Source organism: Nonomuraea gerenzanensis (assembly GCF_020215645.1).
Classification (GTDB): Bacteria; Actinomycetota; Actinomycetes; order Streptosporangiales; family Streptosporangiaceae; genus Nonomuraea; species Nonomuraea gerenzanensis.
The window spans coordinates 2,949,096-2,968,614 of the sequence record NZ_CP084058.1 but is presented as its reverse complement, the minus strand read 5'-3'; the positions used below and the strand labels follow the sequence as shown (position 1 = coordinate 2,968,614).

18 protein-coding genes are annotated in these 19,519 nt (G+C 72.0%); 12 read left to right on the top strand and 6 right to left on the bottom strand.

Features of this window, described 5'->3' with window-relative positions; all coding sequences use genetic code 11:
* Positions 1 to 10: 10 nt before the first annotated feature.
* The 3 genes from LCN96_RS14165 to LCN96_RS14155 are packed head-to-tail and all read left to right on the top strand — an operon-like array spanning position 11 to position 1,822.
* Entirely contained in the window at positions 11 to 889 is an 879-nt protein-coding gene (locus LCN96_RS14165) for an alpha/beta fold hydrolase (protein WP_225273073.1), read from the top strand.
* A gap of 52 nt (positions 890 to 941) precedes the next feature.
* Positions 942 to 1,154: a hypothetical protein gene (locus LCN96_RS14160; protein ID WP_225273072.1), complete on the top strand. Its 213-nt coding sequence runs from the start codon at positions 942 to 944 to the stop codon at positions 1,152 to 1,154.
* Between the two features lie 8 nt (positions 1,155 to 1,162).
* Positions 1,163 to 1,822 carry a GntR family transcriptional regulator gene (locus LCN96_RS14155; protein WP_225273071.1) on the top strand — a complete coding sequence of 220 codons (660 nt, stop codon included), beginning with the start codon at positions 1,163 to 1,165 and terminating at the stop codon, positions 1,820 to 1,822.
* Here the strand turns inward: LCN96_RS14155 and LCN96_RS14150 are convergent.
* Positions 1,819 to 3,150 (bottom strand): MFS transporter, encoded by a 1,332-nt coding sequence (locus LCN96_RS14150; protein ID WP_225273070.1) that lies wholly within the window; start codon positions 3,148 to 3,150, stop codon positions 1,819 to 1,821. The genes LCN96_RS14155 and LCN96_RS14150 overlap by 4 nt on opposite strands.
* Before the next feature lie 141 nt (positions 3,151 to 3,291).
* Between LCN96_RS14150 and LCN96_RS14145 the strand changes: the two genes are divergently transcribed.
* Entirely contained in the window at positions 3,292 to 3,864 is a 573-nt protein-coding gene (locus tag LCN96_RS14145; protein WP_225273069.1) for a hypothetical protein, read from the top strand.
* Between the two features lie 118 nt (positions 3,865 to 3,982).
* On the opposite strand, the gene LCN96_RS14140 is transcribed toward LCN96_RS14145, so the two are convergent.
* Entirely contained in the window at positions 3,983 to 4,693 is a 711-nt protein-coding gene (locus LCN96_RS14140) for an IclR family transcriptional regulator (RefSeq protein WP_225273068.1), read from the bottom strand.
* A 103-nt stretch (positions 4,694 to 4,796) separates the two neighbouring features.
* On the opposite strand from LCN96_RS14140, the gene LCN96_RS14135 reads away from it, so the two are divergent.
* From LCN96_RS14135 to LCN96_RS14120, 4 genes are all read left to right on the top strand, one after another.
* Entirely contained in the window at positions 4,797 to 5,921 is a 1,125-nt protein-coding gene (locus LCN96_RS14135; RefSeq protein ID WP_225273067.1) for a pyridoxal-phosphate-dependent aminotransferase family protein, read from the top strand.
* The gene (locus tag LCN96_RS14130; RefSeq protein ID WP_225273066.1) at positions 5,918 to 8,686 is read left to right on the top strand and encodes an FAD-binding and (Fe-S)-binding domain-containing protein; all 2,769 of its coding nucleotides are present in this window, start codon (positions 5,918 to 5,920) and stop codon (positions 8,684 to 8,686) included. Before LCN96_RS14135 ends, LCN96_RS14130 begins: the two co-directional genes overlap by 4 nt.
* A 26-nt stretch (positions 8,687 to 8,712) precedes the next feature.
* Complete coding sequence (locus tag LCN96_RS14125; RefSeq protein WP_225273065.1) at positions 8,713 to 10,053, top strand: SLC13 family permease; 1,341 nt, start codon at positions 8,713 to 8,715, stop codon at positions 10,051 to 10,053.
* A gap of 126 nt (positions 10,054 to 10,179) precedes the next feature.
* Positions 10,180 to 10,425: a hypothetical protein gene (locus LCN96_RS14120; RefSeq protein ID WP_225273064.1), complete on the top strand. Its 246-nt coding sequence runs from the start codon at positions 10,180 to 10,182 to the stop codon at positions 10,423 to 10,425.
* 15 nt (positions 10,426 to 10,440) lie between these two features.
* Here the strand turns inward: LCN96_RS14120 and LCN96_RS14115 are convergent, their stop codons facing one another.
* On the bottom strand, positions 10,441 to 10,857 hold the full coding sequence (locus LCN96_RS14115; protein ID WP_225273063.1) for a hypothetical protein: 417 nt from the start codon (positions 10,855 to 10,857) through the stop codon (positions 10,441 to 10,443).
* Positions 10,858 to 10,986: 129 nt separating this feature from the next.
* Between LCN96_RS14115 and LCN96_RS14110 the strand changes: the two genes are divergently transcribed.
* Both LCN96_RS14110 and LCN96_RS14105 read left to right on the top strand, forming a co-directional pair.
* Positions 10,987 to 11,298 (top strand): EthD family reductase, encoded by a 312-nt coding sequence (locus LCN96_RS14110; protein ID WP_225273062.1) that lies wholly within the window; start codon positions 10,987 to 10,989, stop codon positions 11,296 to 11,298.
* Positions 11,299 to 11,740: 442 nt separating this feature from the next.
* Positions 11,741 to 12,691, top strand: a complete 951-nt coding sequence (locus LCN96_RS14105) for an NBR1-Ig-like domain-containing protein (RefSeq protein ID WP_225273061.1) — start codon at positions 11,741 to 11,743, stop codon at positions 12,689 to 12,691.
* Positions 12,692 to 12,702: 11 nt separating this feature from the next.
* Here LCN96_RS14105 and LCN96_RS14100 read toward each other — a convergent pair whose 3' ends face one another.
* Together LCN96_RS14100 and LCN96_RS14095 are read right to left on the bottom strand one after the other, a co-directional pair.
* Positions 12,703 to 13,749, bottom strand: a complete 1,047-nt coding sequence (locus LCN96_RS14100; RefSeq protein ID WP_225273060.1) for a hypothetical protein — start codon at positions 13,747 to 13,749, stop codon at positions 12,703 to 12,705.
* Positions 13,750 to 13,780: 31 nt separating this feature from the next.
* On the bottom strand, positions 13,781 to 14,590 hold the full coding sequence (locus LCN96_RS14095) for a hypothetical protein (RefSeq protein ID WP_225273059.1): 810 nt from the start codon (positions 14,588 to 14,590) through the stop codon (positions 13,781 to 13,783).
* Between the two features lie 223 nt (positions 14,591 to 14,813).
* Here LCN96_RS14095 and LCN96_RS14090 point away from each other — a divergent pair, with 223 nt between their 5' ends.
* Both LCN96_RS14090 and LCN96_RS14085 read left to right on the top strand, forming a co-directional pair.
* Positions 14,814 to 16,004 carry a hypothetical protein gene (locus LCN96_RS14090; RefSeq protein ID WP_225273058.1) on the top strand — a complete coding sequence of 397 codons (1,191 nt, stop codon included), beginning with the start codon at positions 14,814 to 14,816 and terminating at the stop codon, positions 16,002 to 16,004.
* 98 nt (positions 16,005 to 16,102) lie between these two features.
* Entirely contained in the window at positions 16,103 to 16,624 is a 522-nt protein-coding gene (locus LCN96_RS14085) for a snapalysin family zinc-dependent metalloprotease (RefSeq protein WP_225273057.1), read from the top strand.
* An 87-nt stretch (positions 16,625 to 16,711) separates the two neighbouring features.
* On the opposite strand, the gene LCN96_RS14080 is transcribed toward LCN96_RS14085, so the two are convergent.
* A complete protein-coding gene (locus tag LCN96_RS14080; RefSeq protein ID WP_225273056.1) occupies positions 16,712 to 19,156 on the bottom strand; it encodes a glycoside hydrolase family 3 N-terminal domain-containing protein in 2,445 nt (814 codons plus the stop codon).
* Between the last annotated feature and the right edge of the window lie 363 nt (positions 19,157 to 19,519).

Below are 19,519 nucleotides of genomic sequence, written 5' to 3'. Positions count from 1 at the left end.
GCGCCAGCACATGACACCTCAGATCACCGGCTTCACCCACCGCCGCATCACCGTCGCCGACGGCGTGGCGCTCAACGTGGCCATCGGCGGCTCGGGCACCCCCGTCGTGCTGCTGCACGGCTTCCCCCAGACCCACCTCATGTGGCGGCACGTCGCCGCCGACCTGGCCGCCGACCACACCGTCATCTGCCCCGACCTGCGCGGTTACGGCGACAGTGACAAGCCGGCCGACCCGGACGGCCAGGCCTACTCCAAGCGCACGATGGCCGCCGACATCGTCGCCCTCGCCAGGGCCCTGGGCCACGACCGGTTCGCGCTGGCGGGCCACGACCGGGGCGCGCTGGTGGCGATCAGGGCGGGGCTGGACCACCCGGACGCCATCACCCACCTGGCCGCGCTGGACGTGCTGCCCACGCTCGACTCCTGGGAGGTGATGCGGGGCCGCTCCGCCGCCGTGGGGTTCCACCTGTACCTGATGGCGCAGCCGCCCGGGCTGCCCGAGGCGATGATCGGCGGGGCGGCGGACGCGTTCTTCGGCTACTTCCTGGACCTCTGGGCCAACGACCCGAACGCGATCCCCGCCGACGTGCGTGCCGCCTACCTGAAGGCGTCCCGCGAGGCCGTCCCGTCGATCGTGGCGGACTACCGGGCGACGGCCACGATCGACGTCGAGCACGACGAGGCCGACCAGCGGGCGGGCAGGAGGCTCGCCATGCCCGTGACGGTGCTGCAGCAGGACTGGGGTTCGGCGCTCGGGTTCGACGCGGCCGGGCGGTGGCGGGCCTGGGCCGACGACCTGGAGCACCGGACGGTGTCGTGCGGGCACTTCATGGCCGAGGAGGCGCCGGCGGAGGTGGTCAAGGCGCTGCGGGAGCTGCTCGCCAGATAGGCGGCTTGATCTCGCCGGTAGACGGTCGCCGGGCTCCCCCAGCGACACCTCCATGCGCTACTACCCGGGCGCGGTCGGCCCCGGCCCGGAGCGTGACGTGGAGCCGGTGCCGCTCGGCGGCGGTCCGGCGCTGCCGGCCGCGCTGGAGAAGGGCCGGATCGACGCCTACCGCCTGTCGCCGCCGGCGCCGTACGCGGCTGAGCGATCCGGTGGTGGCCGAGGACGCCTGACCTCCCCCGGGGCGGCGGCGGGGCGCCGCTTATAGTGGCTTGCGTGTCGTCCGTCGTGCTCAAGCCCGGCCCGCCCGCGCGCACCGCGCACGCCTTCGTCTACGAGACGCTGCGGCGCGCGATCCTCGGCGGTGACCTGCCCCTGGGCTACCGGCTCGTCCAGGCCGACATCGCGGCCCAGCTCAAGGTGAGCATCACGCCGGTCCGCGAGGCCCTGCGCGATCTGGCCGGCGAGGGCCTGATCAGGATCGACGCGCACAAGGGCGCGATGTTGCGCGAGCTGGACCTGTCCGAGGTCAGGGAGATCTACGAGCTGCGCCGCATGCTGGAGCCCGTCTCGATCCGCAAGGCCGTGGAGCGCATCACCGACGAGGAGATCGACCGGGCCGACCGGCTGCGGGAGGCGATGGAGGCCGAGCGCGGCCGGGGCGAGTGGGTCGAGCTGAACCGGCGGTTCCACGCGGTCTTCAGCGACGCGGCCGGCTCGCCCCGGCTGTGCGCGATCCTCAAGGGCCTGCGCGACGGCGCCGCGGTCTACGTGGGCCTGTCACTGCGCGGGCAGGAGCGTGCACGCAGGGACGAGGCCGACCGCGACCATCGCGAGCTGGTGACGGCGTTCAGGCTGCGGCGCGCCGAGGAGGCGGTGGAGATCGTGCTGCGCCACCTCGACGCGACCATGGCCGCCCTCGAACGGCTCGCCTAACCGGGCGTCCTGGCCTGCGGTTCGTCGTACTCGACCGCGTAGTCCTGCTGCGAGCGGTCCTTCAGCAGGTACGCCGCCACGACGCTGATCACGCCGCAGATCGCCATGTAGATCGCGATGGACGTCGAGCTGCCGTACGTCGCGTACAGCCAGACCGCGATCAGCGGCGCGGGCCCGCCCGCCGTGACCGAGGCGAGCTGGTAGCCGAGCGAGGCGCCGCTGTAGCGCAGCCGCCCGGTGAAGCTCTCGGCGATGAACGTGGCCTGCGGGCCGTACTGGATGTCGTGGATGGGCGCGGCCAGCACGATCGCCAGGAAGACCAGCGCGGGCACGCGGGTGTCGAGCAGCGGCCAGTAGACGAACGACCAGACCACCATGATCGCGGCGCCGATCATGTAGAGCCGCCTGCGCCCCACGAGGTCGGAGATGAACCCCCAGAACGGCACGGTGAACAGCGACACGATGCCGGCCACGATCACGTACGTGTAGACGTCGCTGGAGGCGAAGCCCAGCGTCTTGGTGGCGTAGGTGAGGATGAAGACGGTGAAGATGTAGAACGGCGCCTGCTGGCCGGTGCGCAGCAGCGCGCTGAGCACGATCTCCCGCCAGTTCATCTTGAGCACCTGCCGCACGGGCACCCGCTCGACCTTGTTCTCCGCGACGACCTTGGCGAAGACCGGCGTCTCCAGGATGCCGAGCCTGATGTACAGGCCGATGGCCGCCATCACGACGCTGAGCAGGAACGGGATGCGCCAGCCCCAGTACGGGTCCAGCGGCTCGAACACCTGCAGGGCCAGGTAGCCGAGCACGAGCCCGACGGGCACGCCGAACTGCGGCCAGCTGCCCAGGAAGCCGCGCCGCCCGCCCTTCGACTTGCCCCACTCGGTGGCCAGCAGCACGGAGCCGCCCCACTCGCCGCCGACGCTGATGCCCTGCAGCAGGCGCAGCAGCGTGAGCAGGATGCCGCCCCAGATGCCGATCTGCTCGTAGGTGGGCACCAGGCCGACGAGGGCGGTGGCGATGCCCATGGTCATGAGGGTGATGATGAGGGTGGCCTTGCGGCCGATGCGGTCACCGTAGTGGCCGAAGATCGCCGCACCGATGGGGCGGGCGGCGAAGCCGCCGAAGTAGGTGCCGAGGGCCAGGAGGAGCCCGGTCGTCTGGTCGCTGGTGGGGAAGAACAGCTCCGCGAAGATGGTGCTGGCGGCGAAGCCGTAGAGGAAGAAGTCGTACCACTCGATCGAGGTGCCCACGGCGGAGGCGACCACCGCGCGGACCAGTTGCCGTCGTTTCTGCTGACCTGTCGCGTCGAGTCCTTGCTCAACCATCTACCGCTCCTGGGGTAGGTCACGCGTTAACGGTGACGGTACATGATGCATCATCGATGGTCACCAGGCCGCGAAAGCGCTGGTTCGGGGCGGTGCCCAGGGGGGTAGTGGACCGACTACCGGTCCGGGAGGAGGGCAATCGTGATGCGTCCCATCGCCGCTGTCGTGGTGGCCGTGGCCCTGACGGCCAGCGGCTGCATGAACGCCGGATTCGACGAGGCCAACAGGGTTCCGCAGAACGACGGGGCCAACGCCAACGTGGGCGGCACCCTGAGCCTGCGCAACATCTTCCTCCTGGGCGGCGCCGACTCCGCCTCGCACCCACCGCAGCAGGCGCTCTACGGGGTGATCGTCAACGACGCCCAGCGGCCCGACCAGCTCGAACGCGTCACCATGGAGGGCGGCGGCACCGTGCAGCTCACGGGGCAGCCGCTCACCCTGCCGCCCGACTACGCGGTGGGCACCGGCAACAAGCCCATCGGCACCGCCAGCGGGGTGCGGGGCAACGTGGTGCCGATGACGTTCACCTTCCGCGACGCCGAGCCCGTGCGCCTGATGGTGCCGGTGAAGGCGCGGACGGGGCACTTCGCCAACCTGCCGACCGCGCCGGCCGGCCCGCCGTCGTCGGCGCCGCCGGCCACCGCGCCGCCGTCGCCCGGCACGACGGGCCAGGGCACCGCCTCGCCCGGCCCCACCGCTACGACGACGGGTTGAGGTGCCGCCGGCCCTTGGCCGGTGACCGGCCCGCGGCCTCCGTCACCTTCCTGCCGGTCCAGGAGAACGGGTGCACCAGCGGCGTGCCGGCGGGCTCCCCCGCCGCACCGCGGCAGGCTCAGCTGAGCAGCTCGGCGAGCGTGGCGGCCGCCTGGGTGACGAGCTTGCCGTACTCCGCGCGCAGCTCCTCCGTCATGCGGCTGGCCGGGGTGGAGACGCTGAGGCTGGCGACCGGCCCGGCAGGGCCGAGGACGGCCGCGGCCACGGCCGCGATGTCGGCGCGCCACTCGCCGCGGTTGTCGGCGTACCCGCGGGCGAGCACGGCGTCCAACTCGGCGCGGAGCGTGCCCGGGTCGGTGATCGTGGTGCCGGTGTAGCCGGGCAGCTCGTCCGGCGAGCGGCCGAGGTGGGCCAGCACGGCCTTGCCGTTGGCGGAGGCGTGCAGCGGCAGCCGGATGCCCAGCGGCAGCACGATGCGCAGCGGCTTGTCGGTCTCCAGCCGCTCGATCAGCACGACCGCGTCACCCTCGGGCACCATCAGGTGGATGGTCTCGCCGGTGCGCTGGCGCAGCTCCTCCATGACCGGCACGGCCGCGTCACGCAGCCCCAGCTCGGTGCGGCGGGCCACTCGAAGGACCTTGCTGGTCACCTGCCAGCGCGTGACCTCGCCCCCGGCCGGCCTGATCCACCCGGCCTCGTGCAGCGTCTTCAGCGAGCGCTGCACGGTGCTCTTGGGCAGGCCGAGGCCGCGCGCCAGCTCGCCGACGCCGATCGGCTGCCGGTCGGCGACCTCTTCGAGCACCCGGAGGGTGTTGATCACGTTCTGCATGCATTGACTCCTCTGCGGCCCGATTTTAATGTTAATGAACCGCACAGCGGCACGCCGTGCCGTGTGATGGCACGGAGGTGGTCAGACAGTGGGCCGGCACTTCTTGCAGATTCCAGGGCCGACCAACGTTCCCGATCGGGTGTTGCGGGCCATCGCCCAGCCCACGATCGACCACCGGGGGCCCGCGTTCGCCCGGCTCGCCGGCGAGCTGCTCGAACGGCTGAAGACCGTGTTCAAGACCGCCGGGCCCGTCGTCCTCTACCCCTCGTCCGGGACGGGCGCGTGGGAGGCGGCGCTGGTCAACACGCTGTCGCCGGGCGACAAGGTGGTGGCGTTCGAGACCGGGCACTTCTCCTCGCTGTGGTGCGAGCTGGCCGCCCGGCTGGGGTTGGTCGTGGACGTGGTGCCGGGCGACTGGCGGCACGGCGCCGACGCCGGCGCGCTGGCCGGCCGCCTCACTCCGGACGTGGCCGCCGTCATGGTGGTGCACAACGAGACCTCGACCGGCGTGCGCAGCCGCGTCCCCGAGATCCGCGCGGCCCTCGACCGGGCGGGCCATCCGGCGCTGCTGCTGGTGGACACGATCTCGTCGCTGGGCTCCATGGACTACCGCCACGACGAGTGGGGCGTGGACGTGACCGTCGGGTGCTCGCAGAAGGGGCTGATGCTGCCGCCCGGCATGGGGTTCAACGCGGTCAGCGAGAAGGCCCTGGCCCACCGGGGGCGGCTGCCCCGGTCGTACTGGGACTGGGAGCCGATCATCGCGGCCAACCGTCAGGGCTTCTTCCCCTACACGCCGCCCACCAACCTCCTGTACGGCCTGCGCGAGGCGCTCGTCATGCTGGAGGAGGAGGGCCTGGACGCGGTCTTCACCCGGCACGACCGGCACGCCGAGGCGACCAGGCGGGCCGTGCGCGGCTGGGGGCTGGAGGTGCTCTGCGCCGACGAGCGCGAGCACTCCAGCTCGCTGACCGCCGTGCTGATGCCCGACGGGCACGACGCCGACGCGGTCAGACGGCTGATCCTGGAGCGCTACGACATGTCACTCGGCACCGGGCTCGGGCGGCTGGCGGGCAGGGTCTTCCGCATCGGCCATCTCGGCCACTTCAACGACCTGATGCTCGCAGGCACGCTCAGCGGGGTCGAGATGGGGCTGTCGGCGGCCGGGGTGCCGATCAAGGAGGGCGGCGCGCGGGCGGCTCTGGCCTACCTGGAGGGCGCCCGGTGAGCCTGGCCCGTACGCTGACCCAGCTGATCGCCGGCGACGTCCGGGACGACCCGTACACCAGGCACCTGTACTCCTCCGACGCCAGCATGTACGCCATCGAGCCGCTCGCCGTCGCCTTCCCCCGGCACGCCGAGGACGTGCAGGCCCTGGTGCTGGCCTGCGGCGAGCTGGGCGTGCCGGTGCTGCCGCGCGGCGCGGGCACCAGCCTGGCCGGCCAGACGGTGGGCGCGGCCGTGATCGTGGACTTCTCCCGGCACATGAACCGCATCCTGGAGATCGACGGCAGGACCGCCCGGGTGCAGCCCGGCGTCGTGCAGGACCAGCTCAACCGGGCGGCCCGCAAGCACGGGCTGATGTTCGGGCCCGACACCTCCACCAGCAACCGGGCCACGATCGGCGGGATGATCGGCAACAACTCGGCCGGCAGCCACTCCGTCCTGTACGGCTCCACCATCGACCACGTCCAGGCGCTGCGCGTGGTGCTGGCCGACGCCACCACCCCCGACCTGGCCACCGACGCCCGGCTGCGCACCGCCGTCGCCGGCATCCTGGACGGCCTCGACCTGTCGGGCTTCCCGCGCTTCTGGCGCCACTCCGGCGGCTACCGCCTCGACCAGGCCGTGCACGGTGACCTCACCAAGCTCGTCGTCGGGTCGGAGGGCACGCTGGCCGTGGTCACCGAGGCCACGGTCGGGCTGGTGGACCTGCCGAAGGCCAAGGCCATCGCGGTCGGCCACTTCACCTCCACCCCGGCCGCCATCGCCGCCACCGCCGACGCTCTCGCCTTCGACGCCGCCTCGGTCGAGCTGCTCGACAAGGCCATCCTCGAGCTGTCCAGGCAACGCGTGGACTACGCCGGGCTGGGCGGCATCCTGGAGGGCGACCCCGAGGCGCTGCTGTTCGTCGAGTTCTTCGGCGACAGCCCGGCCGAGGTGGCCGACCGGGTGGACAAGCTGGCCGCGATCTGGAAGTCCAACGGCCACGGCTACCACACGCTGCGCGCGGTCACCGCGCAGCAGCAGACCGCCGTGCTGAAGGTGCGCAAGGCCGGGCTGGGCCTGCTGATGGCCTCCAGCGTGGGCAGCCGCAGGCCGCTGGCGTTCGTCGAGGACACGGCCGTGCCGCCGGACCGGCTGCTGCCCTACGTCGAGGAGTTCGCCCGCATCCTCGACCGCCACGGCCTGCGGGCCGGCTTCTACGGCCACTGCTCGGTCGGCTGCCTGCACGTACGCCCGTTCGTGGACCTGCGCCGGCCGGGCGAGATCGGCACGATGCGGGCGGTCGCCGAGGAGATCGCCGAGCTGGCCGCCCGGCACGGCGGCGTGAACTCCAGCGAGCACGGCGACGGCCTGGCCCGCTCCGAGTTCAACCGGCGCCTGTTCGGCGAGCCGGTCTACGAGGCGATGCGGCAGGTCAAGCACCTGTTCGACCCGCACGGCCGGCTGAACCCCGGCAAGATCGTGGACGCCCCGCCGATGACCGACCACCTGCGCGACCCGGCCATGCCGGCGCCGCGCCCGCTCGCCACCACGCTTTCGTTCGGGGCGGGCGGCCTGCACGGGGCCGCGGACCGGTGCATGAACGTCGGCGTGTGCCGCAAGGACGACACCGGCGTCATGTGCCCGTCGTACATGGCCACCCGCGAGGAGGAGCACTCCACCCGCGGCCGGGCCAACGCCCTGGTCAAGGCGCTGTCGTCGCCGGATCCCCGGCAGGCGCTGGGCGACGAGCGGCTGCACGGGATCCTGGACCTCTGCCTGGAGTGCAAGGCGTGCCAGTCGGAGTGCCCGCTCGGGGTGGACCTGGCGGCCATGAAGAGCGAGTTCCTCCACCAGTACCAGCAGACGCACGGCGTGCCGCTGCGGGCGCGGGCGTTCGGCGCGATCAGGACGCTCAACCGGCTCGGCTCCGCCACCGCCCCGCTGTCGAACTGGCTGGCCGGCGCCGTCCGCGGCCCGCTCGGCCTGAGCAGGAGCCGCCCGCTGCCCCGCTTCCGGCGCGAGAACCTGCTGCGCTGGTTCGCCCGCAGGCCCGTCAAGCAGGCCGGGCGGGAGGTGATCCTGCTGGCCGACTCGTTCACCACCTACACCGAGCCCGCGATCGGGCGGGCCGCCGTCGAGCTGCTGGAGCACGCCGGCTACCGGGTACGCCTGGCCGCCGAAGGCTGCTGCGGCCGCTCCAGCATCTCCAAGGGCCTGCTCGACCGGGCCAGGGCGATGGCCGGCGACCTGGTCACCCGGCTGTCCGGCTCCGACGCGCCGATCGTCGGGCTGGAGCCGTCCTGCCTGCTGACGCTCAAGGACGAGTACGCCGCGCTGCTGCCCGGCGACCCGCGCGTGGCGGCGGTGGCGGCACGCGCCCGGCTCGTCCCCGAGCTGCTCACCGAGGCCGTCGACGACGGCTCGCTGGCCCTGGGCGACGCGCTGCGCGGGCGCCGGATCCTGCTGCACGGCCACTGCCACGAGAAGGCCGTCACCGGCACCGCCGCCACGCGCGCGCTGCTGTCCAGGATCCCGGGAGCGGAGGTGACGGAGCTCGACGCCGGCTGCTGCGGCATGGCCGGATCCTTCGGCTTCGAGGCCGAGCACTACGGCCTGTCCATGAAGATCGGCGCTCTCCGGCTCTTCCCGGCGATCGCCGCCTCCTCACCCGACACCCTGCTGGCGGCCACGGGGGTCTCGTGCCGCCAGCAGATCGCACACGGGGCGGGACGCGCTGCCCGCCATCCGGTCGAGCTCATCCACTGGGCGGCCGGCCTGCCATAACGCCTCGGGGGAGATCGGAGTACGCAGTGTCCGCAGAGCTCCTGTCCATTCTCGCCCTCATCGCCATGTTCGTGGTGGCCACGATCTTCCCCGTCAACCTGGGCGCGCTGGCCCTCGTCGGCGCCTTCCTCGTCGGCACGCTGGCCGCCGGCATGGAGACCGACACCATCCTGGACGCCTTCCCCGGCAGCCTGTTCGTGATCCTGGTCGGGGTGACGCTCCTGTTCGCCATCGCCACCAACAACGGGACCGTGGACTGGCTGGTCCGGGCTGCCGTGCACCTCGTGCGGGGGCGGCTGGTCGCCATCCCGCTGGTCGTGTTCGTCATCTCGGCCCTGCTGACCGCCGTGGGCGCGCCCGCGCCGGCCGTGGCGGCGATCCTGGCGCCGATCGCCTTCGGGTTCGCGGCCGACTACCGGATCCATCCGATGCTGATCGGGCTCATGGTGGCGCACGGGACGCAGGCGGGCGCGTTCTCGCCGATCAGCGTGCTGGGCGGGATCGTGAACGGTGTCACCAGCGAGGCCGGGCTGCCCTCGGACAACCTGGTGCTGTTCCTGTCGAGCTTCGCCTTCAACGCCGCCGCGGCCGTGGGCGTCTTCCTCGTCTTCGGCGGCCGTCACCTCGTCGGCCGCGACGCCCACCCCGCCACCGGGGGCACCGCGTCCGGGACCTCAGGTGGTGGCACGGGCGGTGGCGTCGTCACAGCGGAGGCCGCTCCCGGCGCCGCGACCGCGACCGCGACCGCGACCGGCGGCAGCCTGCGGCTCACCACGCACCAGGCGCTGACGCTGACCGGCATCCTCGGGCTCTGCCTGGCCGTCCTGGCGTTCAAGCTGGACGTCGGGCTGACCGCCGTCACCGTGGCCGTCGTCCTCATGCTGACCTCTCCCAAGTCCAACAAGGGCGCGGTGGAGAAGGTCGCCTGGCCGACGGTGCTGCTGATCTGCGGCGTCGTCACGTACGTGGGCGTCCTGCAGGAGATCGGCACCGTGGACTACGTCGGCTCGGCGGTGGCCGCCATCGGTATCCCGCTGCTGGTGGCGCTGCTCATCTGCTACGTCGGCGGCGTCGTGTCCGCCTTCGCCTCGACCGTGGGCATCCTGGGCGCGCTGGTGCCGCTGGCCGTGCCGCTGCTCGCGCAGGGCACGCTGGGGCCGGTCGCGATGATCGCGGCGCTGTCGGTGTCGTCGGCGATCGTGGACGTCAGCCCGTTCTCGACGACGGGGGCGCTGCTCGTGGCGAACGTCAAGGGCATGGAGCGGGACGAGTTCTACCGCAAGCTGCTCACCTACGGCGGCGTGATCGTCCTGGTGGGGCCGCTGGCGGCGTGGGCTGTGCTGGTGGTACCCGGCTGGCTCGGCTGAGGGGCGCGGCTGCCGGGAGGGCGGGCGTGGGCGGAGGCTCGCGGGGCACGCCGCCCGTCACGGCTCGCGGGGCACACCGCCCAGCCACCACGAGACGACCTCGAACGCCGCTACTTCCGCGCCGCCATGCGTGCCACCGACCCCGTGTGGCAGCTCGCCCTCCAGGCGGACCTCGCCTTCCCGGGGGTCCCGGGCGAGCCGCCGCTGCTGTCGCGGCTGATCGCCAGGTACGTGGCCCGCGTCCAGCGCGCCGCCACCCGGGACCCGTCGTGCGCGATCGCGTTCGCCCGCGTGGTGGGCCTGGTGGACCCGCCGTCCGCCCTCATGCGCCCGGCCGTGGTCCGCCTGGCCGCCAGGCACGGCAGCCGCTAGCTCAAGGCCGAGAGGTCAGCGCTCGGTGATGTGCTGGTCGCGGCCCGCCTGATAGATCCGAGCCTGATCGCTCGCCTTCGCCTTCATCACGACGGAACGGGCGGACCCCTGCTCGTCGGAGGCCAGCGCGGGCCGCAGCACCTCGTCCAGCACCCGCTGGATCTCCACGGCCAGCGCCGGGTCCGCGCGCAGCAGCGCCTGCAGCTTGATCTGCCAGGACCCGGCCAGCGCCCGCTCGGTGTCCTCGTCGCCGTCGGCACGGGCCTCCAGCACCTGGCCGCGCACGCCCTCCAGCTCCGCCCCGACGACCTCCACCTCGGCGGGTCTGGCCCGCCGCCAGAGTGCCACCGCGCCGTCGCGGGCCGCCTCCCAGGCGTCGGTGGCCATGGCGGCCACCAGCGCCGTGCCGGCCGCCAGAACGATCGGATCCATGCGCGCCCCTCCCTCGACCATCCCCTGCGTTCACGGTAGAACGAGAACCGCCGGGCCGCCGCCCCTATCGCCGCAGCCGCAGCGGAGGTTTCATCGAGAGCACATCCCCGTCTGCCTCCGGAGGCGACAGTGGCTTTCCAGCTCATCGTGCTCTACAACCAGCCGGACAACGCCGCGGCGTTCGACAAGCACTACGACGAGACCCACGCCCCGCTCGCGGCCCGCATGCCGGGCGTGCGCTCCTACACGACCATGCGGCCCGCCGCCACCGGCGGCGAGCAGCCTCCCTACCACCTGGTCGCCGTGCTGACCTTCGACGACCAGCAGGCGTTCGAGGCCGCCGCGGCCAGCGAGGAGGGCAAGGCGGCGGTCGCCGACCTGGCGAACTTCGCGGGCAAGGGCGTCAGCCTGCTCACCGGGCCCGCGGAGCTGGTCGTCTGACGCGGCTGGGCGGATCGTCGCTCAACCGATTCATGACGTACGGCTCCGTAACCCACGGCGATCCGCCCAGCTAGCGGCATCCGAACAGTTCGACAACACCGCAGGATCGGTGAACCGGCTGATCGCCATATCGACGGCCGTCACCCGCGTCTATGGCGTCCACAGTCACTGACCGCATGTCACCTCTGGAGGCGCAGCGAGACCGTCACCGAGCGGTTCGACCAGATCAGTCGCCCTGTGGGGGTGACCCTCGACCGGAGCGACATCCGCGCGGTGTGGGTGTTCCTGAACACCGGGGGCGAGGTGTTCATCGACGGCATCAGGGCCGAGTGACGTGACACTCCACCGCCCGGCGCGGCCCGGTTGCGTTTGGTAACCTCCAGGGGTCTTGATGCCGTGCGGCGGGGGGCCGCGCGGCGCGGCCGACCGAAGCAGAGGTGGGATGACGCAGTCGCCCGGATCGCAGGACGAGGGCACGGGAGCGCGGCGTGGCCGCCGCCCCGTCCGGCCTGACCCGGGCTCCGGCCCCGTCGCGCTCTTCGCCCACCGGCTCTGGGAGCTCAAGGAGCAGGCGGGCGACCCGTCCTTCGCGGACATGGCCTCCCGCCTCGGAGCCGCCGCCTCCAAGTCCTCGCTCGCCGCGGCGGCCCGGGGCATCGCGATGCCGAGCTGGGAGACGACATGGGAGTTCGTCCGGGTGCTGGCCGTCGATCGGCTGGGCGGGGATGGGGACGAGGTCAGGCGTGAGTGGCGGGCGTACTGGGAGCAGGCCACCCGCGACAGCGCCTGCGGCTCCAGCGCATCGCCACCCGACGCCCCGGACTCCGGCACGCCGCAAGCCGACGCCCGCCCCTCCGGCACGTCGCGAGCGGGCGCCGAACCGTCCTCGCCGCCCCTTCGCGGCAACCGCTCCCGGCGCGGGCGGCGGCACGCCGTTCTGGCCGCCGTCTGCGGGGTGGTGGGCGCCGGCGCCATCCTGGTCGGCTGGGTCCTCCCGCAGCTCGTGGACGACGCGGACAGCGAGCCCGCGGCCCACCCGACTACGCCGATCACCCCGTTCGACGACTCGGTCCTCGAGAAGGACGTCACCTACCCGGACGGCACCGTCGTCCGGTCGGGCACGTCCTTCGACAAGACCTGGCGCCTGCGCAACTCGGGCAACATCCCCTGGCAGGACCGCTACCTCACCCGCATGAACGACACCCCGTGCCAGGCGCCCAAGCGGGTCGCGATCGGCCCGGTCCTGCCGGGCGAGTCGGTCGACATCACGGTACGCGTGCGCGCCGCCGAGTCCCCCGGCCGCTGCAAGATCTTCTGGAAGATGACCGACGAGCACGGCGCCCCGCTCCTCGCCGCCAAGAAGCCGATATTCCTGGACGTGAGCGTGGCCTAGCGAGGCGGCGGTCACGCGCCCAGCTCCAGCCGGACCGTGGACGACTCCTGAAGGATGATCACGACGCCCTGCTGGGGCCGCCAGTTCTCCGCGACCAGGAAGTACCCCTTGCTGGTGTGCAGGAGCAGGCGCAGGCCCGTGTACCGGTAGCGGTAGTCGTCCTTGCCGGTGGAGCCGGGCAGGGTGGTCTCCTGGCCGGCCGCCAGGTTCAGGCGCTGGGTGCTGTAGACGCGTACTCTCGCCAGCCTGTCGACCTCCATGTTCTCGGCCAGCGAGACGCCGAGGACGGTGGCGTAGTTGCCCGCTCCGTAGAACAGCGACACGCAGACGATGATCGCGGTGAACGCGTAGCGCAGGGGCATGCTCGTGCGTGGGAGCCGGCCGGGCATGAGGGAGCGCAGGTACGTGCCGTACAGGGTGAGCAGGGCGCCCACGCCGATGCTGAAGGGGAAGATCAGGAACGCGATTTCGAGCAGCGGCTCGACGAAGCCCAGGGCCCAGCAGGCGAGCGGCAGCACCAGCCAGGCCCAGGACATGAAACGCAGGGAGTGGGTGACGAGGCGGTCCCGGCTCCTGGCCTTACCCGGCGCGGCTTCATCCGCTTCGTCCGTGGTGCCGTCCCTGAGGACGCGGGGGCGCAGGACGTGGTCGAGCTGCAGCCACGCCAGCCCGCCGATGGCGACGACCAGCAGCAGGGTCAGCGCCTGGCGGACGCTGCGCAGCACGTAGTCGGTCGGGGACATGCCGAGGACGCTGTCGTCGATGCCCAGCTCCAGGGCCTGGATCTCGCTGCGCTGCCAGCCGAAGTACACGAGCAGGCCGGTCAGGACGGTGACGTTGGCGAGCACGCCCACGGCCCAGCGGAGCAGCGGGTGGCCGGCCGGCCCGCCGCCCTCGTCCTCCCCGCCCGCCGGCTGGTCCTCCTCGCCCGCCACGAGTTCGGTGAGCGAGTCGCTGTCGGGCGGGGGCGCGGGCTGCGGGCGAGGCTCGGGGGCCGACGCCGGGGGCCGCTCGTCGTCAGGCGGCCTCTGCGGGGTGGCTTTTCTCGCGATCTCCATGGTGGGCTCGCCGTTCACGGACGCACGCCCGCTACTCGTCGGCGGTCGAGCCCGCGTCAGGCGCGGACTCGGACGAGGATTCGGAGGAGGACTCCGTCGTGTCAGACGACGACTCCGTGTCCGGCGAGGACTCGGGCGAGGAGTCAGGAGAGGGCGACGGCGAGGACGAGGCTTCGGGAGAGGACTCCTCCGACGACTCCGGTGACGATTCCGGCGAAGTCTCAGGCGAAGTCTCAGTCGAACTTTCAGGCTCCGGCGTCGAGCCGAGCTCCACGACCGGCGGGCACCCGCCGAACGCCGACTTCGGCCGCTGCCGCACCACACTGCCCACCGCCCGATCCAACGCGCAGATGAACCACACCTTCGACTCGTTCTCATAAACCGCCCGCTTGTAGGCGGCCTTGGCAGCAGCCACGTCCCCCCGGCACAGATGCACCCCGGCCTCGAACAACGGCACGGTCCGCTCCGACCGGAAGCTCCCCCGCTTCTCATCGAGCAGAGCCTGGGCGTCGTCGCAGCGACCCTCCGACAACGCCTTGTAGACATCCCCCTCATTCACGTCCACCGCCGTCTCCCCCACGGGCAGCGTGAAGTCGTACCGCGTCTTCCGTGTCGGCCCACCGGTGGATCCCGGCTGTTCCTCGCCACTGCCGGCCGCCACCCCACCACCGCCCCCGTCACCCGAGGTGAACCGCCCATCGGAGGAGGAGGACGAGGACGAGGACGAGTCGCCCGAGACGGCATCGTCCGAGGAGGAGCCGGGCCCGCTGAGGGCGCCGCTGCCGCAGCCGGTCAAGGCCAGGCACGACATGAGGGCCAAGGCGGCCGTCCAGGTCTTCATGCCTGGTGACGCTAGAAGGACGCCCCCGGCACAGCATGAGTATCCCCCTACTCAAATCCAGCCAGAGCGCCCCGTCGTGTAAGTTTCACGACTTGTTGACGGCCGATTTGAACGTTGTAATACTCCCCACCGATCCAGCCGGCAGCTTCCCCGCATCACCCCAGTTCACAGGCTCGCCAAGCGATGAATCGATTCAGCACGCACCGACCCCCAGGAGCGGAGTATGCGAAGCATCAGCAAGCCCAGGACTACCGGCCTCGCCGCCGGGCTCACCGCGTTGGCGCTCATGGCGGCCCCGCTGTCCGCCCCCGCCACCGCCACTGCCACCGCCACGGCACGCAGCGCCGCAGGGACGGCCGCGCTCGCGTGCGGTGACGGCGCGTACAACGCGGAGGCGGTGCTCAGCGGCAGCACCTGGACGGCCCGCAACGGCAGCAGGACCGTCTACACGGGAAGCAGCATGTTGTCGGCCATGCAGGCCGCCGTGGGCAGCCTCACCGCCGGCCGCACCTCGAAGCAGCGGGTCGTGGTGCGCGGCTCCGGCTCGATGAGCGCCGGCTCGCGGCTCTCCCTGCCCAGCTACACGGTGCTGGACGTGTGCGGCACCGTGAACGTGACCGGCTCGGGCTCCGGCGACCAGGCCGTCGTGTACGCCAGAGGCGTGACGGACGTCGAGGTTCAGCACCTGAACGTCACCGGCGGCCCGCTGTACGGCATCTTCGTGCGCAACGGCGTCGACATCACGCTCGGCCAGATCGACCTGCGCCTGTCCAGCGGCCTGGGCATCCGCATCGACAACCACGGCGACCGCAGCGTACGCACCAGGAACGTCCGCATCGACAACGTCCACGTCTCCGGCACCAGCACCCACGGCGTGGAGACGTACGGCGTGGACGGCCTGACCGTCGGCACCGTCACGGCCCGCAACACCGGCCACTCCGGCCTGCTGCTGAACGACACCATCAACGCCACGGTGAACACGGTCGACGCCCAGGGCGCCGGCACCGGCACCGGCTACGCCGCCTTCCGCATGGCCAACAGGAACGGCCGGATCGGCAGCGCCTATCCCACCAACATCCGCGTCAACCAGGTCATCGCGCGCGGCGGCGGGCGCGGCGTCTTCTGCGTCTCGGAGAGCGGCGGCGCGGTCATCAACCGGGTGGACCTCGCCCAGACCGGCAACAACGCGATCCTCATCGAGAACTGCCACAACGTGAACATCGCCGCCCAGGGCGGCACGGTGACGGGTCCGGGCGACATCCGGCTGGCGGCCCGCTCGGAGTTCCCCAACACCTCCGACATCGTCATCCAGAACCTGACGGTGACGAACTCGGCCATCACCGAGAGCCCGTGCGGCGTCAACACCACGTTCAGGAACAACACGCTGATCAACAGCCGCCAGAGCATCTGCTGACGCCGGCCATATCACGGCGATAGGGGCAACTTGATACGTCTCCGGGACGAGTGGGCGCGCATACCGTCACAACACCCCCAACTCCTGGAGGAGGCTCCGTGTCAAGACCTCTCCGCATCATCCTCTCCGTCGTCCTGAGCCTGGCGTTCCTGCTGGTCACCGCGCCCGCTCAGGCCACCGCCCTGGTCACGGTGCTCAGGTACGACGCCAGCCGGGCCGCCGAGTTCAGCGCCACGATCGACCAGGCGGCCCAGGTCTGGAACGCCAACGTGGTCAACGTCCGGCTCGTCCGCGGCACCCCCGCCCACTTCGTCGTGTACGCCGACAACGGCTGGCCCCGGGCCCAGCCGACCAGCCTGGGCCGGGGCACGATCTGGATGGGCCGGCAGGCCGTCAACCAGGGCTACTACCCGCTCCGCATCGCCACCCACGAGATCGGGCACATCCTGGGCCTGCCGGACCGGCGCACCGGGCGCTGCACCGACCTGATGTCCGGTTCGAGCGCCCCCGTGAGCTGCAGGAACGCCACGCCCAGCGCCGCCGAGCGGGCCGAGGTGGACCGGAACTTCGCCGGTGGCACGCCGCAGGTCGAGTTCGGGCGGGTGTACGAGGAACGGTGAGAAACCCGCCTGGCCGGTAACGCGGCCGCACGAGAGGGACCCGCCGGGCCGGTGGTGCGCTGAAGGCACCACCGGCTCGCGCGGTGTTCAGGCGCAGGTGTAGCCGGACGGCAGGGAGGTGTCGCCGTTCGGGCGGGTGCCCTGGAAGCCGAAGGCCGCGCTCGCCCCCGGCCCCAGCGCCCCGTTGTGCCCGACGTTGCGGACCGTGACGGTCTGGCCGGAGGTGGTGAACGTGCCGTTCCAGCCGCCGCTGACCGTGTGGCCGGGCGGCAGGGTGAAGGTGACGGTCCAGCCGGTCCTGGCCGTCGTGCCGGTGTTGGTGACCGTCACCTGGATGACGTACCCGGTGGCCCACTGGCTCTGGGTGGACGGCGTGGCGGTGCAGCCGCCGCCCGTGCCGCCGCCCGTGGTGGTCAGCGTGACCGGGCCCGAGCGGGGTGAGCGGTTGCCGGCCGCGTCCCTGGCGTAGACGGCGAAGGTGTAGGAGGTGTTGGCCGTCAGGCCGGTGAGGGAGGCCGAAGCGGTGGTGGAGGTGGTCACCGCCGACTCGGCCGAGCCCTGTAAGCGGACCACGTCGTAGCCGGTGACGCCCACGTTGTCGGTGGCGGCCGTCCAGGTCAGGGTGGCCGAGGAGGAGGTGACGGCGGAGGCGGCGGGCGTGCCGGGCGCGGTGGGCGGGCTGGTGTCGTCCCCGCTGGAGGGCTCGTACGTCAGTCCGAACCCCTGCGCGAACAGCGGCGTCTTGCCGTCACCCGCATTGATCGGCTGCTGAGAGGCGCTGCTCATCCAGGTCATGGGCAGCTTGCCGGTCGGCTGGGCGGCGCCGAACAGCACGTCGGCCACGCCCTGCCCCTCGGTGCCCGGCAGCCAGGCGGCCACCAGCGCGTTCCAGCCGGACAGCTGGGAGGCGACGTCCATGGGGCGGCCTGACACGAGCACCACGATGACGGGGACACCGGAGGCGCGCAGGGTGTTGATGGTGTTCAGGTCGGCGCTGTCCAGGCCGAGGCCGCCGGGACGGTCGCCCTGGGTCTCGGCGTACGGGGTCTCGCCGACGACGGCGATGGCGGCCCGGTAGGTGCCGTCGATGCCGCTGCCGTCGCGGCTGTAGGTGACGGTGGTGCCGGAGCCCACGGTGTTCCTGATGCCCTGCAGGATCGTGGTGCCGGGGGTGATGTTGCCCGACGAGCCCTGCCAGGAGATCGTCCAGCCGCCGCTCTGGTTGCCGATGTCGTCCGCGCTCTTGCCGGCCACGAAGAGCTTGCCGCCGGTCCTGGCGAGCGGCAGCACGTTGCCCGCGTTCTTCAGCACGACCTGCGATTTGGCGACCGCCTCGCGGGCCAGCGCCCGGTGCGCCGCGCTGCCCACGCCGGAGGTGTACGAGCGGTCGGTGAGCGGCTTCTCGAACAGCCCGAGCTCGAACTTCTTGGTCAGGACGCGGCGTACCGCGTCGTCCACGCGGGCCGTCGTGACCCGCCCGGCCTGCACCTCGGCGCGCAGCAGGTCGATGAAGCGGCGCCACTCGACGGGCACCATGACCATGTCGATGCCGGCGTTCACGGCGGTGCGCACGTCCTGCGCCGAGGTGCCGGGCGAGCCGTCGATCTGGTCGATGCCGTTCCAGTCGGAGACCACGAACCCGTCGAAGCCCAGCTCGCCCTTGAGCACCGTGGTGATCAGGTACTGGTGGCCGTGCAGCTTGGTGCCGTTCCAGCTGCTGAAGGAGATCATCACCGAGCCGACCCCGCGCTCCACGGCGGCCTCGAACGGCGGCAGGTGGATCGCCCGCAGCTCGGACTCCGACAGCTGCGTGTTGCCCTGGTCGGTGCCGTTCGTGGTGCCGCCGTCGCCGAGGTAGTGCTTGGCGGTGGCCAGCACGGAGGCGGGGCCGTTGAGCGCGCTGCCCTGCAGGCCGGTGACGATGGCGGACATCGACGCGGGCAGCTCGGGGGTCTCGCCGAACGACTCGTACGTGCGGCCCCACCGGTCGTCGCGGGCCACGCAGAGGCAGGGCGCGAAGTTCCAGTCGATGCCGGTGCCGGAGACCTCCTCGGCCACGGCCCGGCCGATCCGCTCGACCAGGGCGGGGTCGCGGGTGGCGCCGAGGCCGATGTTGTGCGGGAAGATCGTGGCGCCGTGGACGTTGTTGTGCCCGTGCACGGCGTCCACGCCGTAGATCATGGGGATGCCGAGCGGGGTGGCCAGGGCGGCGTTCTGGTACCTGTCGTACATGTCGGCCCAGGCCGTCGCCGTGTTCGGTGACGGCGCGGAGCCGCCACCCGACAGCACCGAGCCGAGCCTGGCCGTGGTGACGTCGGACTCGCTGACGGAGCCGCGCTCGGCCTGGGTCATCTGGCCGAGCTTCTCATCCAGCGACATCCGCGACAGGAGGTCGCTGACCCGGGTGGCGACGGGGAGGGTGGGGTCCTGGTAGGGGAAGGCCGCGGCGGCGGCCGGGGGTGCCGCCACGAGGCTGGCGGCGACGAGCATCAGCGCGGCGGCCCTGCTCGTCCATCTTCTCGGGTTGCTCATGGCACGCTGCTCCGCGCTCGGCTCGAAGGGGTGTTTGGGAGCGCTCCCAAACGCACTCTAGGTGACATCTGCCGAGTTTCCCGGGCCCGCGTGAGCCGCCGTCCCCACTTTCGGCGAGCACCAGGGAAAACGGGCCGCGATCCGGTGAAAGTTTCATCGCCGCTTTACCACCCGTGAGGGCTGTCGACGATGCCGTCCGGAAAGCGCTTCCCGAGACCATCGCGGGCGTCGGCACCACCGGCCACATCGCCGGCGGCGGTACGTATGGGAGCCGGGTTCGGCAAGATCACCTCGACGGGGGCATGAATCGGTCATTAGTTGATCAACGCCACTGAAGTCGGCCCGGTCACCGGCCTGAGCGCC

Excerpts from the sequence above, each read along its gene's own strand:
- LCN96_RS14160 (WP_225273072.1), top strand. The coding sequence starts at position 942 with ATGCGCTACTACCCGGGCGCGGTCGGCCCCGGCCCGGAGCGTGACGTG.
- LCN96_RS14090 (WP_225273058.1), top strand. The coding sequence starts at position 14,814 with ATGCGAAGCATCAGCAAGCCCAGGACTACCGGCCTCGCCGCCGGGCTC.
- LCN96_RS14140 (WP_225273068.1), bottom strand. The coding sequence starts at position 4,693 with ATGCAGAACGTGATCAACACCCTCCGGGTGCTCGAAGAGGTCGCCGAC.
- LCN96_RS14100 (WP_225273060.1), bottom strand. The coding sequence starts at position 13,749 with ATGGAGATCGCGAGAAAAGCCACCCCGCAGAGGCCGCCTGACGACGAG.
- LCN96_RS14115 (WP_225273063.1), bottom strand. The coding sequence starts at position 10,857 with ATGGATCCGATCGTTCTGGCGGCCGGCACGGCGCTGGTGGCCGCCATG.
- LCN96_RS14080 (WP_225273056.1), bottom strand. The coding sequence starts at position 19,156 with ATGAGCAACCCGAGAAGATGGACGAGCAGGGCCGCCGCGCTGATGCTC.
- LCN96_RS14095 (WP_225273059.1), bottom strand. The coding sequence starts at position 14,590 with ATGAAGACCTGGACGGCCGCCTTGGCCCTCATGTCGTGCCTGGCCTTG.
- LCN96_RS14150 (WP_225273070.1), bottom strand. The coding sequence starts at position 3,150 with ATGGTTGAGCAAGGACTCGACGCGACAGGTCAGCAGAAACGACGGCAA.
- LCN96_RS14120 (WP_225273064.1), top strand. The coding sequence starts at position 10,180 with ATGCGTGCCACCGACCCCGTGTGGCAGCTCGCCCTCCAGGCGGACCTC.
- LCN96_RS14165 (WP_225273073.1), top strand. The coding sequence starts at position 11 with ATGACACCTCAGATCACCGGCTTCACCCACCGCCGCATCACCGTCGCC.
- LCN96_RS14105 (WP_225273061.1), top strand. The coding sequence starts at position 11,741 with ATGACGCAGTCGCCCGGATCGCAGGACGAGGGCACGGGAGCGCGGCGT.